Consider the following 19,684-nt stretch of genomic DNA (forward strand, 5'->3'; position numbering starts at 1 on the left):
GCCAAAGTGCCAAATAAGTAGCCAGTGAGGACACTTTATAAATGTTGACGTTTTTGCGCCGACTTTTGCTGACCAGCGCGACGCTTGTCGCCGTGACCAGCCCAGCTTTCGCCGCCGGCAAACCATCGCCGGTGCTCTTCACCAGCCTCGCGCACGCCGCGCCAGAACTCAATCCCCAAGCGCTGAAAGGTGCCTTGAACGCCATGAAATGCGCCGTCAGCAACGGTGCGAAACCGTCTCGCCACCTGGCAATCATCGATTATTCGCAACCGTCCACCGCGCGCCGACTGTGGATTTTCGATCTGACCCGGAAAAAACTGGTGCTGCGCGACCTGGTCGCCCATGGCTCCAATTCCGGAGAAAACTTCGCCACGCAGTTCTCCAATCGCGAAGGCAGTTATCAATCCAGCCTGGGCCTGTTCCGCACGCAGGAAAGTTACGAAGGCACCCACGGCTATTCGTTACGCATGGACGGCCTGGAACCGGGTTTCAATGACATGGCGCGCGATCGCGCGATCGTGATCCACGCCGCCGATTACGTGAATCCGTTGTGGAGCAAGCGTCAGGGCCGTATCGGCCGTAGCCAGGGTTGCCCGGCAGTGCGACCTCAGATTGCCAGGCAGGTGATCGATAAACTCAAGAACGGCCAGTTCATGTTCTCCTGGTATCCGGATCAGCGTTGGCTGAAAAAGTCGCCGTACCTCAACTGTCAGCCGCAGCAGGTGGCGAGCATTCTGGGTAGCCACGCCAGCTAACGCCCCCCACGGCGCTCCTGTGGGAACGGGCCTGCTCGCGAAGGCTGTGTGTCAATCACCAGACAGGTTGACGGGGCCAACGCCTTCGCGAGCACGCCCGCGCCCACCGTTGAACCCGATTCGGCTGATGATCAGAGCCATGGCCATCAGCACCGTGGCGACGCCGAAGGTGATGTGCATTCCACTGGCGATGACCGCCGCAGGCGCCAGGGTCGGATTACCGGAAGCCATGGCAAACAGCGCCCCCATGGCCGCCGCGCCCGTGATCAATCCCAGATTGCGCGCCAGCCCGAGCAGCGCCGACACCACGCCGCGTTCATCCTGACTGACCGTCGCCATCAACCCGGTATTGTTGGCCGCCTGGAACAGCGCGTAACTGCCGGCGATCAGCGTCATCGGCAACACGTATGCCAGCACACCGAGGCTCATTGGCAAGAGTGCAAGCACAGCGCAGCCACCGATCATCCCGAGCAACGCCCCCGGCACCACCCGCCGGGCACCGAAGCGATCCACCAGACGCCCGGCCGGCACGCCGCCGAGCGCCGCCGACAGTGGCCCGACCGACAACACCAATCCGACCACGGTGCTGGCGAGGCCCAACCCGCGGCTGAGGTAAAACGGCCCGACCACCAGGGTGGTCATCATCACGGTGGCCACAAGTAACGTCATCGCCAGACTGCCGCTCAGGCGCGGGTCGGCGAACAGTGACAGGCGAATCAGCGGCGCCTTGGCTTTCATCTCGACCACAATGAACAATCCTGCGCCGCACAGGCTGATCAGCAGCAACCCCAGCGTACCCTCCTCCAGCGTCATCGCCAGCGCGTAGGCTGCCAGCGTCAACACCAACACGCCTGTACCGAGCCCGTCAAACGCAACACGCGGCCCTGCTGCCCGATCCGCCGGCAGATAGCGATACACCAGCCACGCGTTGAGCAAACCCAATGGCACGTTGAGCACAAATATCGACTGCCAGCCGACATGTGACATCAACAGCCCCCCCAGCGCCGGCCCGAGGCTGGTACCGGCGGCCGACATCGTACCCAGCAACCCCATCGCACTGCCCGCCCGCGCCTTGGGCACTGCGTCAGCCACCAGCGCGACGGTCAATGCGAACATGATCGCCGCGCCAAGGCCTTGCACTGCCCGCGCGCCGATCAGCCAGCCCAGCCCCGGGGCCAGCGCGCAGCACAACGATGCGCTGGTAAAAATACCGATGCCGATCAACAGCAATCGACGTCGACTGATGCCATCTCCCAGACGCCCAACGCTGACAATCAATGTGGTAATCGCCAACAGGTAAGCCAGAACGATCCACTGCACCTGTTGAAACGTCGCATCAAACGCCGCCGCCAATGCCGGCAACCCGGCGTTGGCGATGCTGGTGTCCAGCGACGGCATCAACATCGACAGCGCGAGGCTGGACAGGGCCCAGCGGGCTTGGGTGTTCAAGGGTTGTCGGGGCATGGCGCGCTCACAGGGCAAAGGTCGTGAGCCATAGCGTGAGTCTCGACAACACAAGGCGCAAGACGCATGATTTGCACTCGATACCTGCACAGAACGCCATGTCATGACCGCGCCGGATCTTAACCTGCTGATCACCCTCGATGTGCTGCTGCGCGAAGGCAGCGTCGCCCGCGCCGCCAAATGCCTGCAACTGAGCCCTTCGGCCATGAGCCGCGCCCTTGCCCGTTTGCGTGAAACCACTGGGGATCCGTTGCTGGTGCGCGCGGGTCGGGGCCTGGTGCCGACGCCGCGCGCGCTTGAATTGCGCGAACGGGTCAGCCCTCTGGTGCAAGAAGCCGAGGCCATGTTGCGGCCTGCCAAGGGGCTTGATCCCGGCCAGTTGCAACGCACCTTCACCTTGCGCAACACCGATGGCTTTGTCGAAACCTTTGCCGCCGCCCTGCTCGCCCGTATCGCTGAAGAGGCTCCCGGCGTGCGCCTGCGCTTTGTGCAAAAAGCCGACAAGGACAGCACACCCTTGCGCGAAGGCCGGGTGGATCTGGAGACCGGCGTGGTCGATGACAGCACCGACCCGACGCTGCACAGCCGAATCCTGTTTGAGGATCGCTGGATCGGGGTGGTACGTCAGGAGCACCCCTTGAGTTCGGGCAAGATCAGCGCCAAGCGCTTTGCCGGCGGCCAGCACATTCTCATCTCAAGACGCGGGCGCAGCAGCGGCCCGGTAGACGAGGCGTTGCTCGCCTCGGGGCTGACGCGTGACATCGTCACTTCATTCGGCGGGTTCTCAGCGGCACTGACGCTGGTGCGCGAATCAGACCTGATTGCCACCGTCCCGGAACGTCACACCAGCAAGCTGCGCAAGGGCCTGCACAGTTTTGCCCTGCCCTTCGAAATGCCCCCAGTCAGCGTCTCAATGCTTTGGCATCCGCGCATGGACGCCGACCCGGCACATCGATGGCTGCGCAACTGCGTGCGGGAAGTCTGCGCCTAACGCGCATCGCCGCCAGCGGGTTTATAGAACAGGAATTTTTTTGTCTCGGCAGTTTTACGGTAGGCCTTGGCCCAACCGGGATGCACGTTGCGGTCGTGGAAATACAACGCGCCGTGGGTGCGATCCTTGAGCTGACGGTTCAACGCCTTGCCGGCGATTTCCTTTGCCTGCGCATATTCGGCGTCTTCCTTGACCTGATCCGGCTTGCCATCGCACCACCAGGAAAACTGGCAGGTTTTGGCTTCCGACCCCTGTTTCACCACGGCGCAAACCGTGTCCGGAAACCCTTCGTGGCCAAGACGATTCATCACCACGCTGGCCACGGCTTCCATTTGCGGGGTGTCCTTGCCTTTGGCTTCCCAGTAGATGCTGCGCGCCAGGCAGGTGATGGGATCATCCAGCGGCGCGGCGCCGGCCGGGTCCACTGCTTGCACTTCAGTTGGGGTGATCGCTTCGGATTTTGGCGCCGGAGCAGCGCTGACTTTGTCCGCGGCTTTCTCTTCCAGCACTTGGGCTTTTTCTTCGGCCTTGGCCTGGATCGGCGCCTGATCGGTGGCCATTGCAACGTTGGCTAACAGGGTTAACGCGAAGCAGCCAATCAACCATTTCAATCCCATGTCAGTTCTTCCGGCAGGGCCCGAGTCGGGCAAGGTGTTACGCAGGGGAGCCCCCCGGTTTCCGGGGCCTTGGCTGAGTGTAGACGGCAAAATCGCGGGTAACGTTCCGCTGAAAAAACCACCGAATGAAGAAAAAGACATTGCACCCACCGGGGGCGTTTCGCGCATCATGGGCGCACTCAGCTCAAGGGAGATTTCCATGCGCTTCATGCCATCCGTTTTACGCGTTGCCGCGTTGACCGCAGGCATGGCCTTTGCCGCCTCGGCCATGGCCACCGATGAGTCGCAACTGATCGAGTCGATCAATAAATACCGCAGCGAACCACAACGTTGCGGCAGCCAGGCCTCCAGCGAACTACCGCCACTGTCGAGTGATCCGCGCCTGATCCTGCCGGCCAGCGGCGCCGTCGATTTGCAGCAGGCCATGGTGAGCGCCAGTTACCCAATGAACAAGGTTCAAGCGATCACCCTCAACGGCCCACGGGATGCGGGGGCGGCGATGAAGGCGATTCAGGAAAGTTTCTGTCAGGTGGTGCTGGATCCGCAGTTCGTCGATATCGGCGTCAGTCGCGCCGATCGTGATTGGCGCATTGTGCTGGCGCGACCGCTGTTGTCAGCCAAGCTGGGCGATGCACAAAGTGAGGGCCAGAAACTGCTGGAGCAACTCAATGTCGCCCGCCGTCAGCCACGTCAGTGCGGCGGCCAGGCCTTTAGCGCTGCCCCGCCGCTGGCCTGGAACGCCACCTTGGGCACTGTCTCCCAGGATCACAGCCGCGACATGGCCAACAAGAACTACTTCGACCACAAGGACCGCGACGGCCGCACACCGGGCGACCGCGCAGAACTCGCGGGTTACAGCGGTCAACGGGTCGGTGAAAACATCGCCGCTGGCCAGGACAGTGTGCGCAAAGTCGTCGACGGCTGGCTCGCCAGCCCTGGCCACTGCGCCAACCTGATGAACCCGCAATACAAGGAACTCGGCGCCGCTTACGCGACCGACCCGAAAAGCGATGCAGGCATCTACTGGACCACGATGTTTGGTGCTCAATAGCAACGCAGATCAAATGCGGGCTTGCTCACGAAGAGGCCGACACATCCAGCATCGATGTTGCCTGACCTGACGCTTTCGCGAGCAAGCCCGCTCCCACAGTAGGTCGTCGCTGGATGGAGAATCTGTGTCTGGCCATATCCGTAGGTCAAACCCAGATTGCATCCCATAGCGGGTAATCACCAAGCTTTTCCACCAGCCCTGCCCTTAAGGGATTGGCGACTACATAGCGGGCCAGCTTCACTAAATCCTCCTCCCGTCGCAACGCATGATCATGGAAGCTTGGCTGCCAAAGACTCCCCGTTCTGCCGGTCGCCTTGTTGATTGAACGAGTACTCAAGGATTTGGCCTGGCACATCAATGGGTCCAATGTTCCTTTTTGCAACTGGATCAGCCAGTGGAAATGGTCCGGCATGACCACCCACGCCAATGTTTCAGCAAAGCCCTCCTGCTGTGCTTGTCTGAACTGGTTCACGATCAATCGGCCGAGCCTGTAATCCTTGAACACCGGCTCACGCCCCAAGGTATTGGCGGTTAGAAGGTAGATTCGGTTGTTTTCGCAATAACGGCCGGTTCGCAGGCGATGTGACGAGAATCGTTGGGGCATTCCTTTGCCTTGTTGATGATTTGAGTTCAGAAAAGGCTAGATCAGCGATCACAACACGCAGGCCATGTTTTTTCGCAGAATGTGTCTGCACCGCAGATCCAAGGTGGGAGTGGGCTTGCTCACGAAGAGGTCGGCACATCCGGCATCGATGTTGCCTGACCTGACGCTTTCGCGAGCAAGCCCGCTCCCACAGGGGGATTGGTGGATTGATGAGGATTTGCGGTTGACCACGGTTCAAGGTGGGAGTGGGCTTGCTCACGAAGAGGCCGACACATCCGGCATCGATGTTGCCTGACATGACGCTTTCGCGAGCAAGCCCGCTCCCACAGGGGGGTTGGTGGATTGGCGAAGATTTGCGGTTGACCACGATTCAGGCTGGGAGTGGGCTTGCTCACGAAGAGGCCGACACATTCAGCATTGATGTTGCCTGACCTGACGCTTTCGCGAGCAAGCCCGCACAGGGGATGGGGGTGTATTGGTTCGTGGGTACTTATTCACCCTGCGCACATTGTCTGATTGCTATTCATAACCCCGCGGGCAAAAAATATCTGATCATCGACAGAATCAATCAGCCGTTCATTAACAGTGATTGGACGCCACACAACGTTGTCCATAACCTGCGCGGTCTTGTTCCGTTAATCGCGGATTTCTCACTCCTGCGAGGCTGTCATGTCAGAGCGCGTCCTGATCGATGGTTACAACCGCCGCGTCGACTATTTGCGCATGTCAGTCACTGACCGCTGCGATTTCCGCTGCGTCTATTGCATGGCCGAAGACATGCAGTTCCTGCCCCGGCAACAGGTACTGACGCTGGAAGAAATCCATCAACTGGCGCAAAGCTTCGTCGCCCTGGGCACCCGCAAGATCCGCCTCACCGGTGGCGAGCCGCTGATCCGCCCGGGCGTGGTCAAGTTGTGCGAGCAGATCGCCGCCCTGCCCGGCCTGCGCGAACTGTGCCTGACCACCAACGGCTCGCAACTGGGCAAACTCGCCGCGCCGCTGTTCGATGCCGGGGTCAAACGTCTCAACGTCAGCCTCGACAGCCTCAACCCCGAGCGTTTCAAACAGATGACCCGCACCGGCGATCTGGCTCAGGTGATCGACGGTATCGATGCTGTGCGCAAGGCCGGTTTCACCCGAACAAAACTCAACGTCGTGGTGATGCAGGGCCGCAACGATCAAGAGATCAACGATCTGGTGAGTTTCGCCATCGACCGTCAGCTGGATGTCTCCTTCATCGAAGAGATGCCCCTGGGGATCATCAGCGAGCACAGCCGGGCGGAGTCGTTTTTCTCAAGCGCGCAGGTGCGCGAAAAGATCGCCGAGCGCTATACCCTGATCGACTCTGCCGAATCGACTCAAGGTCCATCGCGCTACTGGCGGCTGGCCGAGGCACCGGACATTCGCCTGGGGTTCATCTCGCCGCACAGCCACAACTTCTGTGGCACCTGCAATCGGGTGCGGCTGACTGTCGAGGGGCGCTTGCTGTTGTGTCTGGGTAACGAGCATTCGGTGGATTTGAAAGCAGTGCTGCGCGCCCACCCTGGGCAACCGCAACGGCTGGAGAAAGCCATCATCGAAGCCATGAAGCTCAAGCCGTATCGGCACAATTTTGAAGTGAACGACGACGTTCAGGTCGTGCGGTTCATGAACATGACCGGCGGCTGAACCGTCACTCATCGGCGTAAACGGGATCGCATTGCATGTGCGGTTGTGCAAGGACAGCGAAGGCTGCGCCGTACAGCGGGCGGCTGCGCCACAAGGTCGGAGCCAGATGCTGGATTCTCAAACTGTCTGGCACTGCGTCACAAAAGCCTGATTAGATAGCCGCTCCCCACGGATTCACCTCAGGAGCCACGCTTGAGTACAACGCCCAAAGATCTACCTCGCCCCGACCCGGTCAGCCTGCGCGATGCCTGGCGCTTCTGGCTCAAGCTTGGCTGCATCGGTTTCGGCGGCCCGGCCGGGCAAATCGCGATCATGCATCAGGAACTGGTCGAACGCCGGCGCTGGATTTGCGAGAGACGTTTCCTCCACGCACTCAACTATTGCATGTTGCTGCCCGGCCCTGAGGCCCAGCAACTGGCGACCTACATCGGCTGGCTGCTGCACCGAACCTGGGGCGGTGTGATCGCGGGTGTGCTGTTTGTCTTGCCGTCGCTGTTCATCCTGATTGCACTGTCGTGGGTCTACATCGCCTTCGGTGATCTGCCGGCAGTGGCCGGGGTGTTTTACGGGATCAAACCGGCGGTCACGGCGATTGTCCTGCACGCGGCCCACCGCATCGGTTCGCGGGCGTTGAAAAACGCGTGGCTATGGGCCATTGCCGGCGCCTCTTTCGTGGCGATTTTTGCCTTCAATGTGCCGTTTCCGTTGATCGTGCTTGGCGCCGCAGTGATCGGTTATTTCGGTGGACGACTGGCGCCCCGGCGATTCGCTAACGACGCCCAGCGCAGCGGCGGAAAATCCTTCGGCGCCGCGCTGATCGATGACGACACCCCGACACCCGAGCACGCACGATTCAGCCTGCACAAATTGCTGAGAATCATGCTGATCGGTGCAGCGCTCTGGTGTTTGCCGATGGCGTTGCTGACCGCTCTATTGGGCTGGGACGGCACCTTCACACAAATGGGCTGGTTCTTCACCAAAGCGGCGTTGCTCACCTTTGGCGGGGCCTATGCGGTGCTGCCCTACGTCTATCAGGGCGCCGTCGGGCATTACGGATGGCTGACACCAACGCAGATGATCGACGGCCTCGCCTTGGGCGAAACCACGCCGGGACCGCTGATCATGGTGGTGGCGTTTGTCGGCTTTATCGGTGGTTATGTGCAACCGGCGTTCGGCCCGGAACATGCATTCGCCGCTGGCGCGTTGGCGGCGACGCTGGTGACGTGGTTTACCTTCCTGCCCTCGTTCCTGTTCATCCTCGCTGGCGGGCCATTGGTGGAGTCGACTCACAACGAGCTGAAGTTCACCGCTCCGTTGACCGCCATCACCGCAGCGGTGGTGGGGGTGATTCTGAATCTGGCGTGCTTCTTTGCCTACCACGTGTTCTGGCCGAACGGCTTTGCCGGGCACATGGACTTTTTCTCGGTGACGCTGGCGGTTGCAGCGGCGTTGGCATTGTTCGTTTTCAAGCGTGGCGTGATCACTGTGCTGATCGTTTGCGCCCTTGCCGGGCTGGCCTTTCACTTGATGGGCTGAAACGCAGCCAGCCAATCTCCCGTTTACACGCCCGTGGATTGCCCCTTACTATCCGGGCACACCGGTCGGCGGGTCAGTCCCGCCACCGACGTTTTCCGCCAACGGAAACACGCGTTATGAGTACGTCACCACAACAACGAAACTCGTTGAACGTCTCCGCTAAGTGCGCCCTCCCTCACAGGGGCCGCGCATGAATCGTATCGTCAATCTCCCCATGGCCCTGCGCCGTTCCAAGCTGCGTCACTCCGCACGCCCGCCGGATATCGCCCTGCCTGCCTGATCGCGCCTGAAAGAAGCCGCGACAGCCCCCTACTCCTTGATATACCTGCCAGGACGCCCGCGCCTAATGCCGAGCTGCGTCCGGACCGATTCTGCGCGCCTGTGCGGCGCCATCGTGAGTGATTGATTATGAAATTCGCAGCCATTGAAGACGCACGCCTGTTCCTTGAACAGAACCCCGATATCGACATGATCGAGCTGTTCATCCTCGACGCCAACGGCGTGCCGCGCGGCAAGCTTCTGCACCGCGAAGAGCTGCTCGCCGTGTACGAGATCGGCCGTCCGTTGCCAAGCACCATCCTTGGCCTGACCGTACAGGGTGACGACGTCGAAAACTCGGGGCTGGTGTGGGACGTCGGCGATATCGACTGCCGCGCCTACCCGCTGCAAGGCAGCCTGGTGCGCTTGCCGTGGCGGCAGATTCCGACGGCGGCGGTGCAGGTCAGCATGCACCCAAGCGAAGGTATGCCAGCGAGCATCGCCGACCCGCGTCACTTGCTGATAAAGGTCATCGACGGCCTCAAGGCCGAGGGTTATAACCCGATCATGGCCTGCGAACTGGAGTTCTACCTGCTCGACGCGAAACGCGATCACAACGGCCGTCCGCAACCGGCGCTGGATGCCGACGGTGGGCGACCGCGACACACTCAGGTCTACGGCTTACGTGAGCTGGAGCAGATCGAACCGTTTCTCGCCGACCTCTACAGCGCCTGCAAACTGCACGGCATTGCGGCGCGCACGGCGATCTCGGAATACGCACCGGGGCAAGTGGAAATCACCCTTGAACACGGCGACGCTCTGGAGGCGATGGATCAGGCGGTGCGCTACAAACGGCTGGTCAAAGCCATCGCGCACAAGCACGGCATGCAAGCGACATTCATGGCCAAACCGTTCGATGATCTGGCCGGCACGGGCATGCACATGCACGTCAGCCTCGCCGACGCCGAGGGGCGCAACCTGTTCGCCTCCGAAGACCCTGCCGGCACGCCGCTGCTGCGTACGGCAATTGGCGGGATGCTCGCATCCTTGCTCGATTCGCTGCTGCTGTTCTGCCCGAACGCCAACTCCTACCGGCGCTTTCAGGCCAACAGCTACGCGCCTTTGGCGCCGACCTGGGGCGTCGATAACCGCACCGTCAGCCTGCGCGTGCCGGGCGGTCCGGCCAATACCCGGCACATCGAACATCGCATCTGCGGCGCCGACGCCAACCCGTATCTAGCAGCGGCGGCGATCCTGGCGGGCATTCATCGCGGCATAAAAGAAGTCATCGATCCGGGCGAACCGGTGCAAGGCAATGGGTATGCGCAGGCGAAAGAATTGCTGCCGACCGACTGGCTGACCTCGCTCACGGCGCTGGAAAATTCGGTGTGGGCACGGGATGCGCTGGGGCAGGAATTTCTTGGGGTGTATCTGGCAGTGAAACGTGCGGAGTACCGGCAGTTCATGGCCGAAGTGGGTGAGCAGGACTGGCGCTGGTACCTGACCGAAGCCTGATCTTTTTTCCTCTTTTTGCCTTGGATACCGACATGACTGAACGCAGCAACTCCTACTACACCGCAACCCTCAACCGCGACACCGACTACCCGACTCTGCAAGGCAGGCACAAGGTTGATGTGGTGATCATCGGCGGCGGTTTCACCGGCGTCGCCAGCGCCGTCGAGCTGGCTGAAAAAGGCCTGAAAGTCGCCATCGTCGAAAGCCACAAAATCGGCTGGGGTGCCACCGGGCGCAACGGCGGGCAAGTCACCGGCAGCCTCTCCGGCGACGGTGCGATGCGCAAACAGATGCGTCCGAAACTCGGCGACGAGGTCGATGATTTCATCTGGCACCTGCGCTGGCGCGGGCACGAGATCATCCAGCAGCGCGTGGAAAAATACGGCATCCAGTGCGACCTCAAACACGGCCATTTGCACGCCGCGTACAAACCCGGCCACATGACCGGTTTGCGCAGCGATTACGAAGAAGCCGTGCGCCGCGGCCTGGGTGATGAAGTCAGCCTGCTCGACCGCAGCCAGGTGCGCGACTTGCTGCAAAGCGACCTCTATCACGGGGCGATCAAGAACACCCGCAACCTGCATCTGCACCCGCTCAACCTGTGCATCGGCGAAGCGCGTGCGGCGGAAAGTCTCGGGGCGCTGATCTTCGAAAACAGCGAAGTGCTGGAGATCATTCACGGCGCTACGCCAGGTGTGAGAACCGCCCAAGGCCAGATCGACGCCAATCAAGTGATGCTCGCCGGTGACGTCTACCACAAACTCGAACCGGGCCAGCTCAAGGGCAAGATTTTTCCGGCCATGGGCGGCATCGTCACCACCGCGCCGCTGGGCGATCTGGCCAAACAGATCAACCCCGAAGACCTCGCGGTCTACGACTGCCGCTTCGTCCTCGACTACTATCGCCTGACCGCCGACGGCCGCTTACTGTTCGGCGGCGGCGCCAACTACAGCGGCAAGGATTCACGCGACATCGCCGCCGAACTGCGCCCGTGCATCGAGCAGACCTTCCCGGCGCTCAAAGGCGTGCAGATCGATTACCAGTGGAGCTGCGCGATGGGTATCGTCATCAACCGCATCCCGCAACTGGGCAAACTCTCGGACAACGTCTGGTACTGCCAGGGCTACTCCGGGCATGGCATCGCCACCACCCACATCATGGGCGAAATCATGAGCCGGGCGATCACCGGGCAGATGGAGCAGTTCGATACGTTTGCCGCGTGCCAGCACATTCGCGTGCCGATGGGGGATTTGCTGGGTAACCCGTTGTTGGCGGCGGGGATGTGGTATTACCAGATGCTTGAAAAGTTGCGTTGACTGGACTGACCCCATCGCGAGCAGGCTCACTCCTACAAGGGGAATGCATTCCAACTGTAGGAGTGAGCCTGCTCGCGATGAGGCCCTGAGCCGCTATACAAATCTCAATCGGGCAACTGCTCCACCTCAATCCCCAAGCGCCGGTAATCCTCGAGACTTCCCGACGCCAGATGCTGCTCGGTAATCAACGTATGCACCCGCGTGCACGGCGTCACCACAAACGGCTCAACCGCGCCCAGCTTGTCCGCCGTGGTCACCGCGATCACCTGCGCGGCGCTTTCGAACAGCGCCTGTTTCACCGGCACTTCATCGAAATAAAGCGAACTCAGTCCCACCTCCGGATGAATCGCGCACACCCCGGTAAACAGCAGGTCAGCCTTGATGCTTTGCAGCAGACGCACAGTTTCGTGACCGCTGACCGACATGGTCGCCAGGTTCAACTGCCCGCCCGCCAGAATCACCTTGATGCCCTTGTATTCGGCGAGAGTGATGGCGGTCATCGGCGAGGTGGTCACCGCGGTGATGCGGATATCCGCTGGCAATGACCGCGCAATCTGCAACGTGGTGGTGCCAGAGTCGAACAGCACAATCTGACCTTCCTTCACCCGCCCGGCGGCAAGCTGCGCCAGGCGCGTCTTTACCTCATCGGTTTCACTGATGCGGGTGAAGTAGTCCTTGCCGGTGTCCTTCGGCCTTGGCAAAGCACCGCCGTGTACCCGTTGCACCAGGCCGGCATTATCCAGTTCGGCGAGGTCGCGGCGGATGGTGTCTTCGGACACAGCGAAGTGCTGGCTCAACTCGGACGCCATGACCTTGCCGTCGCGTTCGAGGATCAGGAGGATTTTCTGCCGACGCAGGGATGGGAGTTCGGTGACCGAATGATCGTGCATGGTTATGCCTGTTTATGCTTGTAATTGCAGGTTTTAACCGAGATTAGCCAAAGCCCCGGGCAAACACAAACAGGTGGGTATCAATTGTTTCGATCATTGGAATCAACACGCCGATTTTTTTCTTTGCATTGCGCCTGTTCAGAATGGCCCCACTCTCAACAGGCTCAGGATGACCACCTTATGAATCTCAATTTCGCTTTCGCTTGCATGATCGTCGTGTCTTTCGCGGTTGCCTTGGGTCACGCCTGAGGCATCAAACCGACGCTGCCAGATGCTCGCGAAACCACTTGTGCGCGGGATCACGGTGCAGTCGCTCGCCCCAGAACATCGCCATTTCGTAGCCCGGCACCTGCAGCGGTGCCTCGACCACTTGCAGTGCCGGGTTACCGCGCACCAGCCGTGACGGTAGCATCGCCACCAGATCGGTGCTCGCCAGCACCGCCATGACCATCAAAAAGTGCGGCACCGACAGCACCACTTTGCGCGACAGCCCCACGTCGGCCAGCACCTTGTCAGTCACCCCGAAAAAGCCCCCGCCTTCACGCGACACCAGCACGTGTTCCAGTGCGCAGAACTCATCGCGGCTCGGTTTACCGGTCAAACCGGGATGCCCGAGACGCCCGGCCAACACGTAACGCTCGGTAAACAGCACCCGTTGATGCAGGTCCAGCGGCGCGTCTTCGGTGATGTGCAGCGCCAGATCGAACACGCCCTGCTCCGCTTGCTTGACCAATTGCGCTGGCATCAGGTCGATAACCGCCAGCCGAGTGCCCGGTGCCTGCGTACGCAAACCACTCAGGGCTGGCAGGAGAACGGTAGATTCGCCGTAATCCGTCGCCGCGACTTTCCAGGTCTGGGTCGCCAGTGCGGGGTCGAACGCAGCAGCCGGCGCCACCGCCCGTTCCAGTGCTTGCAGCGCCTCGCGCAAAGGCTCGCGCAACTCATCGGCCCGCGCCGTCGGACGCATGCCGCGTGGGCCGGGGAGCAACAGCGGATCGCCAAAGATGTCACGAAGCTTGGCCAAATGAACGCTCACCGAAGGCTGCGAGAGGTTCAACCGTTGCGCCGCGCGGGTGACGTTGTGCTCGGACAGCAACACGTCGAGGGTCAACAGCAGATTGATATCCAGCCGTCTCAAATTATTCATGGCTATACCAGACATATCAGACATTCATTTCCAATATACCTGTGGAACGCCGATCCTGCTGCCATTCAGCCACGGAGTTCCCCCATGAAAGTGCTATTGGTCTACGCCCATCCCGAACCCACCTCCCTCAATGGCTCGCTCAGGGACTTCACCGTCCAGCGCCTCGAAGCCGCCGGTCACAGCGTGCAGGTTTCCGACCTTTACGCGATGAACTGGAAAGCCACCCTCGACGCCGACGACGCCCCAGAGCGCGATAAAAACCAGCCGTTCCACGCCTCCCTCGATTCGAAACGCGCCTACGCCCAAGGCACACAAGCCGCCGACATCGCCCGCGAGCAGGAAAAACTGCTGTGGGCCGACGCGCTGATCCTGCAATTCCCGCTGTGGTGGTTCACGATGCCGGCGATCCTCAAGGGCTGGGTCGATCGGGTTTACGCCTACGGGTTTGCCTACGGTGTGGGTGAACACTCCGACAGTCGTTGGGGCGAGCGTTATGGCGAAGGGAAGATGAAAGGCAAACGGGCGATGTTGATGGTCACCACCGGTGGCTGGGAATCGCATTACAGCCCGCGCGGGATCAATGGGCCGATGGATGATCTGCTGTTTCCGATCCAGCACGGGATTCTGCACTACCCCGGTTTTGAGGTGCTGCCGCCGTTCCTGATTTACCGCACCAGTCGCATGGATGAAGCGCGGTATGCCCAGACGACTGATGAACTGGGACGGCGTCTGGATGAGTTGTGGAGCACGCGGCCAATTGCGTTTCGACATCAGAATGCAGGGGATTACGAGATTCCGGCGTTGACGCTCAAAGATGCCATTGCCCCGGACAGTGAAGGTTTCGCCGCACACATTCGTTAAGCCCAAAAAGATCGCAGCCTGCAGTAGCTCTTACCGGGGGTACGCAATCCCAACGCAGGAGTTGCCGCAGGCTGCGATCTTTTGATCTTAATCAGCAACCACCACCCGCGCCTTGCGCACAAACAACGCATGCGCCTTCTCCCAGAAATTCCCGCCCAGCACAAAAAAACTGCCAATAAACATCAAGTCGCCCAACAATTGCAGTTGCCACAGATTGGGCCGCAACCCCGGCCAGAAGTTGTCGAAATACGGTTCCAGAAACGACGTCAGCAACGGCAGGCAAAACATCACCACGCCCACCCGATGCCGCAGCGGCGAGACTTCCGCGACAGGCGTCGGCAGCATCCCCGAGACATGCCGGCCAATCGTGCGCTTGAGTTCAGCGAACCCCGCCTTGCCCATCACCGCGATGACCAGCAGCAACAACACCTTGTTACTGATGAACAGCACGCCGGTCAGCGCCGCGACCTTCGAGCCGGGTACATCGAGGGCGGCGGCCAGCGGCACCATCAGCCACGAGCCGAGCATCAGGCAGATGATCCCGACACCGACTTTGAAGCGCCAGGTGGCGTGGCCCGGTGTCACCGGATCTTGGGCAGTTTCCATGGTCTCGTACCTGTTTGGGTGGGGGCTGATGCCCGAAAAGCGTAGCAGCAGATTCGCCCGAACAACTTGCAGTTCGTCGTCTATGCTCCACTGATACTTGCGGGTCAGGGACATAACGCAATGCCTTGGACAACAGCTCTGCTGACGCGGCCCGGTCATCTGTTGTTGCTTGTCGCCTTGAGTTTGAGCGGCTGCGTGCGCCTGGGGCCGGATTTCCAGCCGCCCGCCGAGACGTGGAGCAAGCAATGGAACAGCGTGGCGCTGGAACAAGCCAGCGAACGTGCCGCCGAGCCGGATCTGCGCCAATGGTGGCAAGTGTTCGCCGACCCCGTACTCGATCGCCTGATTGCCGAAGCCGATGCGCACAATAGCAGTCTGAAAATCGCCGGCTTGCGGGTGCTCGAAGCCCGCGCGCAACTGAACATCGCCGAGAGCGGTCGCTACCCGCAACTGCAACAGGTCGGCGTCGACAGCTTGTACGTCGACCGCCATCAGTCCGGGGGCAACAACCCACAGGATCTGCATTTCTGGCAACACAGCGCCGCGTTCGATGTCGGTTGGGAGCTGGATTTCTGGGGCCGTTTCAGCCGAGCCATCGAGTCGTCCGACGCCAGCTACTTCGCTGCCCAGGCCAACTACGAAGACGCGCTGGTGCTGTTGCGCGCGCAAGTGGCCGACACCTATTTTTCCCTGCGCACCACCGAAGCCCGGATGCGTGTCGCCCGGGAAAACGCCGTCCAGCAAAAGCGCAACTTCGAGATCACCGAAAAACTCTTCACCAGCGGCCAGACTGCCGAACTCGACTTGCAACAGGCAAAAACCCAATACCTCGGCACCCTGAGCAGCATTCCGGCGTTCGAAGATCAGCTACTGCGCACCCGTAACGCCCTGGCGGTGCTGGTCGGCCAGCCGCCCGGTGGCGCGGCGTTGCTGGCCGAACAAACCGGGCTGATTCCGTTACTGGATCGCGCGGTGCTGCAAGACGTCCCGGCCAATCTGCTGTTGCGTCGTCCGGATATACGCGCGGCAGAACTGAACGTCGCCGCGCAATCGGCGCTGGTCGGTGTCGCCGAAACCGATCTGTACCCGTCGCTGACCTTGCTCGGCAGCATCGTCTGGTCCAGCGATACCCTCGGCGCCACCCCGCGCAGCCTCGATCTGATCGGCGGCCCGAGCCTGCGCTGGAACATCTTCGATTACGGCCGTATCCGCAACAACGTGCGGGTACAGGACTCGCGCTTGCAGCAACTGATCGAAGCCTACCGCGACAAGGTACGCCAAGCCGCACGCGAGGCTGACGACGCCGCCAGCGGCCTGAACAAAGCACTGGAACGCGAACGCATTTTGCGCGAGGCCGAAGGCGCGGCGCGGCGTTCCCTGGCGCTGGCCAACACGCAATACCGCGAAGGTTATTCCGACTTTCAGCGAGTGCTCGATGCACAACGTGCGTTGCTCGAACTGCAGGACAACTATCTGGTCAGCCGCAGCAACGCCGTGAGCAACCTGATCGCCCTGTACAAAGCCCTCGGCGGCGGCTGGCAAAGCAACGCGCCGCAGGTCGATGAGCCGACACGGCAACAGATGCAACAACGCACTAATTGGGGCGATTTGCTCAGCGCGCCGCCCGACCGACCGGCGTATCCCCTTCCATCGCAGGTAACCCGTCATGACTGAAGCCGCGCCACCCGCCCCGGCCCCCGCGCCTGCCCAGGCTGATCCTGCAAAAAAAGGCATCCGCTGGGTGCTGTTGCTGATCGTACTGAGCCTGGCCTGGTACCTGCTCGCCGACCGCTACACGCCCTACACCCAGCAGGCGCGGGTCGGTGCGTTCGTGATTCCGGTGGCGGCGGAAGTCGCCGGTCGGGTGATCCGGGTCAACGTGCGCAACAATCAGGATGTGAAGGCCGGCGATATCCTGTTTGAACTCGATCCGCAGCCGCTGCAGATTGCCGTGGACCGGGCGAAAGCCGATCTGGAGTCGACCCGTCGTCAGGTCGGCGCCAGCACCGCTGGCATCGCCTCGGCGCAGGCTTCATTACGAGCAGCACAAGCCAACGAACTCAAGGCGCGGCAGGACAATCAGCGGCTCGAGGGCTTGTACAAACAAGATCCGGGCACTGTCTCCGTGCGGCTTCTGGAAGTGTCGCGGGCCAACCGTGAGCAAGCCGTGGCCCAAGTCGCCGCCGCCCGCGCCGAAGTGCAACGTGCGCAGGAACAGGAAGGTGGTAGCACGGACACTAACGCACAGTTGCGCAGCGCAGCTTCTGCATTGGCCAAAGCTGAACTGGATTTGTCTAACACCCGCATTGGCGCACGCTCTGCAGGTTTGATCACCGACCTGCGCACCGACGTCGGCCAGTTCACAGCCGCCGGCAGTCCGTTGATGACCTTGATCGCCATCCACGACGTATGGATCAGCGCCGACCTGACTGAAAACAATCTCGGTCATGTGCAACCCGGAACCCCGGTCGCCATCGTCCTTGACGCATTGCCCGGTGAAGTCCTCGACGGTCGCGTGCGCAGCGTCGGTTATGGCGTGAGCGTCGGCCAGACACCCGCGCCCGGCACCTTGCCAAGCATCCAGAACAGCCGCGACTGGCTGCGCCCGGCGCAACGTTTCCCGGTGATCATCGAGTTCTCTGAAAAGGCAAAGAAACACCTGATCGACAGCCGCGCGATCCGTGCCGGTGGCCAGGCGGAAGTCATGGCCTTCCCCACTGAAGGCAATCCGCTCAATCCGCTGGGGCGGCTGTTTGTCGGCCTGATGAGCTGGCTGTCGTATGCCTACTGAGCGCAGCGTCCCGGCGCAACGGGCCTTGCGCCTGGCGTTCGGCACGGCGCTGTGCACCGCCGCCAGTTATGCGTTGGCCTTGCCGCTGGCGTTTATTTCACCGGTACTGACGGCGCTATTGCTGGCCAGTTTGCCTCGGCCATTGCCACTGAGAGGCGCATTGGTGCTGGCGTTAGTTGCTGCGCTGACGACGAGTATCGGCCTGCTGCTGGTGCCCTTGCTGCGTTATTACCCGATGAGCGGCGTGCTGTTGATCGGCCTCGGTTTGTTTCTGGTATTTCGCTTCGGTCTGCGTGGCGGCAATCCGTTGATCGTGACCTTTCTGGTGATCGGCATGACCATGATCTGCGCCGCCGGGTTTGCCGAATTCGATCTGGCGATGGCGGTGATTGGCGCGCTGGTCAAAGGCTTGTTACTGGCCGTCGCGGTGGTCGGTGTCAGCCACGCGGTGTTTGCGGAACGACCCGACAGCCCCGCTCCACCCAAACCGCCCACCTTGCCCGACGACGAAGTCCCGCGCGTGGCGCTGCGCGCCACCCTGATCGTCATGCCGACGTTTTTACTGGCCTTGAGCGACCCGGCCAGCTACCTGCCGATCATCCTCAAAGCCGTCAGTCTCGGCCAACAAACCTCTACCCCCAACACCCGCCACGCCGGGCGCGAACTGCTCGGCTCGACCCTGCTTGGAGGCTTGCTGGCTGTGCTGCTCTGGTGTGGTTTGAGCCTGTTCGTGCATGTGTGGATGTTCTTTCTTTGGACGCTGCTGTTCGGGCTATGGCTGGCGCGCAAGCTCTATCGCCTGGGCCCGACAACGTTCAGCCCCGGTTTCTGGCTCAACACCCTGGTGACGATGATCATCCTGCTCGGCCAATCGGTGCAGGACAGCGCGGCAGGCAAAGACGTCTACAGCGCCTTCGCGGTACGTATGGGCCTGTTCATCCTGGTGACGCTCTACAGCGCATTGATGATGCACCTGCTCGCAGCGCACAAGCCTCAGCGTCAAGGTGTGATCTGATAGCCGCGCCCCTGCAGACACCCCGTGTAAGCACTGGAACTGGCTGCCGCATCGGTTTTGCTCTGTGCGCGCTGCCGTGCGCCACCGACTACAGCGCCGGCGGCAGCCGATTGCCCGGCGCGGTTTTGCCGGTAATCCTGCTGACGATCATCGTCGACCGCATCGTAGAACTCGTCGTGCTGGCGGCCGCGCACCTCAGCCGCTGTTGCACCGGCCGCAGCACCCACGGCTGCGTCCTTCAGACGACCGCCGGTTTGCGGGGCTGATGTCGTCGAGGTCGAGGCAATGGAGCGGCAGTCGTTGATATCGATCTGGGTTTGTTGCGAGGTCTGGCCCTTGAGCGGGACGACGGATTCGGCGCTGGCTTGAGTGGTGAAGATGGCAGCGATCACGAGTGGGATGAACGCTATGCGAATCACGATTACCTCCGGCGGGGCCTGGGGTTGGCTGCGAGGCGGGGTAGTCCGGGAGTGTAGTTCAATGTGCTCGAGGAAGAATGCTTAAGAGGAGAGGATACTGACCTCACCGTTATGGAATCAGTGGCTCGCACTCGCCGTTATGGATACCATCCCGACACCCCCAATTTTGCCGATCACGGA

18 protein-coding genes are annotated in these 19,684 nt (G+C 61.3%); 11 read left to right on the forward strand and 7 right to left on the reverse strand.

The features are described from left to right. Positions 1-41 precede the first annotated feature (41 nt). Positions 42-755, forward strand: coding sequence for a murein L,D-transpeptidase catalytic domain family protein (locus AACY11_RS10735; RefSeq protein ID WP_339466112.1), 714 nt, complete (start codon positions 42-44; stop codon positions 753-755). 51 nt (positions 756-806) lie between these two features. Here AACY11_RS10735 and AACY11_RS10740 read toward each other — a convergent pair whose 3' ends face one another. Beyond that, positions 807-2,219, reverse strand: a complete 1,413-nt coding sequence (locus AACY11_RS10740) for an MFS transporter (RefSeq protein ID WP_339494706.1) — start codon at positions 2,217-2,219, stop codon at positions 807-809. Between the two features lie 103 nt (positions 2,220-2,322). Between AACY11_RS10740 and AACY11_RS10745 the strand changes: the two genes are divergently transcribed. Further along, positions 2,323-3,210: a LysR family transcriptional regulator gene (locus tag AACY11_RS10745; RefSeq protein WP_339433228.1), complete on the forward strand. Its 888-nt coding sequence runs from the start codon at positions 2,323-2,325 to the stop codon at positions 3,208-3,210. Here the strand turns inward: AACY11_RS10745 and AACY11_RS10750 are convergent. Beyond that, a complete protein-coding gene (locus AACY11_RS10750) occupies positions 3,207-3,827 on the reverse strand; it encodes a cell wall hydrolase (protein ID WP_339433229.1) in 621 nt (206 codons plus the stop codon). The two genes, AACY11_RS10745 and AACY11_RS10750, sit on opposite strands and share 4 nt — an antisense overlap. A 199-nt stretch (positions 3,828-4,026) precedes the next feature. Here AACY11_RS10750 and AACY11_RS10755 point away from each other — a divergent pair, with 199 nt between their 5' ends. Then, positions 4,027-4,878: a CAP domain-containing protein gene (locus AACY11_RS10755; protein WP_339494708.1), complete on the forward strand. Its 852-nt coding sequence runs from the start codon at positions 4,027-4,029 to the stop codon at positions 4,876-4,878. Between the two features lie 145 nt (positions 4,879-5,023). Here the strand turns inward: AACY11_RS10755 and AACY11_RS10760 are convergent, their stop codons facing one another. Further along, entirely contained in the window at positions 5,024-5,482 is a 459-nt protein-coding gene (locus AACY11_RS10760; RefSeq protein ID WP_339433231.1) for an REP-associated tyrosine transposase, read from the reverse strand. A 669-nt stretch (positions 5,483-6,151) separates the two neighbouring features. Here AACY11_RS10760 and moaA point away from each other — a divergent pair. The 4 genes from moaA (at position 6,152) to AACY11_RS10780 (ending at position 11,775) form a co-directional block, all read left to right on the forward strand. Beyond that, complete coding sequence (gene moaA, locus AACY11_RS10765; RefSeq protein WP_339433232.1) at positions 6,152-7,150, forward strand: GTP 3',8-cyclase MoaA; 999 nt, start codon at positions 6,152-6,154, stop codon at positions 7,148-7,150. A gap of 192 nt (positions 7,151-7,342) precedes the next feature. Beyond that, positions 7,343-8,686, forward strand: a complete 1,344-nt coding sequence (gene chrA / locus AACY11_RS10770) for a chromate efflux transporter (RefSeq protein ID WP_339433233.1) — start codon at positions 7,343-7,345, stop codon at positions 8,684-8,686. A 408-nt stretch (positions 8,687-9,094) separates the two neighbouring features. Then, a complete protein-coding gene (locus tag AACY11_RS10775) occupies positions 9,095-10,459 on the forward strand; it encodes a glutamine synthetase family protein (protein WP_339494710.1) in 1,365 nt (454 codons plus the stop codon). 32 nt (positions 10,460-10,491) lie between these two features. Continuing rightward, positions 10,492-11,775 carry an NAD(P)/FAD-dependent oxidoreductase gene (locus AACY11_RS10780; protein WP_339433235.1) on the forward strand — a complete coding sequence of 428 codons (1,284 nt, stop codon included), beginning with the start codon at positions 10,492-10,494 and terminating at the stop codon, positions 11,773-11,775. Between the two features lie 104 nt (positions 11,776-11,879). On the opposite strand, the gene AACY11_RS10785 is transcribed toward AACY11_RS10780, so the two are convergent. Beyond that, entirely contained in the window at positions 11,880-12,665 is a 786-nt protein-coding gene (locus AACY11_RS10785; RefSeq protein ID WP_339494711.1) for a DeoR/GlpR family DNA-binding transcription regulator, read from the reverse strand. Positions 12,666-12,918: 253 nt separating this feature from the next. Continuing rightward, the gene (locus AACY11_RS10790) at positions 12,919-13,812 is read right to left on the reverse strand and encodes a LysR family transcriptional regulator (protein WP_339466103.1); all 894 of its coding nucleotides are present in this window, start codon (positions 13,810-13,812) and stop codon (positions 12,919-12,921) included. Between the two features lie 84 nt (positions 13,813-13,896). On the opposite strand from AACY11_RS10790, the gene AACY11_RS10795 reads away from it, so the two are divergent. Then, on the forward strand, positions 13,897-14,673 hold the full coding sequence (locus AACY11_RS10795) for an NAD(P)H-dependent oxidoreductase (RefSeq protein WP_339466101.1): 777 nt from the start codon (positions 13,897-13,899) through the stop codon (positions 14,671-14,673). 87 nt (positions 14,674-14,760) lie between these two features. Here AACY11_RS10795 and AACY11_RS10800 read toward each other — a convergent pair whose 3' ends face one another. Further along, entirely contained in the window at positions 14,761-15,279 is a 519-nt protein-coding gene (locus AACY11_RS10800) for a transporter suffix domain-containing protein (protein WP_339433239.1), read from the reverse strand. A 120-nt stretch (positions 15,280-15,399) separates the two neighbouring features. On the opposite strand from AACY11_RS10800, the gene AACY11_RS10805 reads away from it, so the two are divergent. Genes AACY11_RS10805 through AACY11_RS10815 form a run of 3 tightly spaced genes read left to right on the forward strand, consistent with a single transcriptional unit; the run spans position 15,400 to position 19,085 of the window. After that, positions 15,400-16,953 (forward strand): TolC family protein, encoded by a 1,554-nt coding sequence (locus tag AACY11_RS10805; protein ID WP_339494713.1) that lies wholly within the window; start codon positions 15,400-15,402, stop codon positions 16,951-16,953. Further along, positions 16,946-18,070 (forward strand): HlyD family secretion protein, encoded by a 1,125-nt coding sequence (locus AACY11_RS10810; RefSeq protein WP_339494714.1) that lies wholly within the window; start codon positions 16,946-16,948, stop codon positions 18,068-18,070. The genes AACY11_RS10805 and AACY11_RS10810 overlap by 8 nt, the downstream gene beginning before the upstream one ends. After that, a complete protein-coding gene (locus AACY11_RS10815) occupies positions 18,060-19,085 on the forward strand; it encodes a DUF2955 domain-containing protein (RefSeq protein ID WP_339494716.1) in 1,026 nt (341 codons plus the stop codon). The genes AACY11_RS10810 and AACY11_RS10815 overlap by 11 nt, the downstream gene beginning before the upstream one ends. Here AACY11_RS10815 and AACY11_RS10820 read toward each other — a convergent pair. Then, complete coding sequence (locus AACY11_RS10820; RefSeq protein ID WP_339466097.1) at positions 19,070-19,504, reverse strand: hypothetical protein; 435 nt, start codon at positions 19,502-19,504, stop codon at positions 19,070-19,072. The two genes, AACY11_RS10815 and AACY11_RS10820, sit on opposite strands and share 16 nt — an antisense overlap. Positions 19,505-19,684: the final 180 nt, after the last annotated feature.

Source organism: Pseudomonas sp. RA_105y_Pfl2_P56 (assembly GCF_963970845.1).
GTDB lineage: Bacteria > Pseudomonadota > Gammaproteobacteria > Pseudomonadales > Pseudomonadaceae > Aquipseudomonas > Aquipseudomonas baetica_A.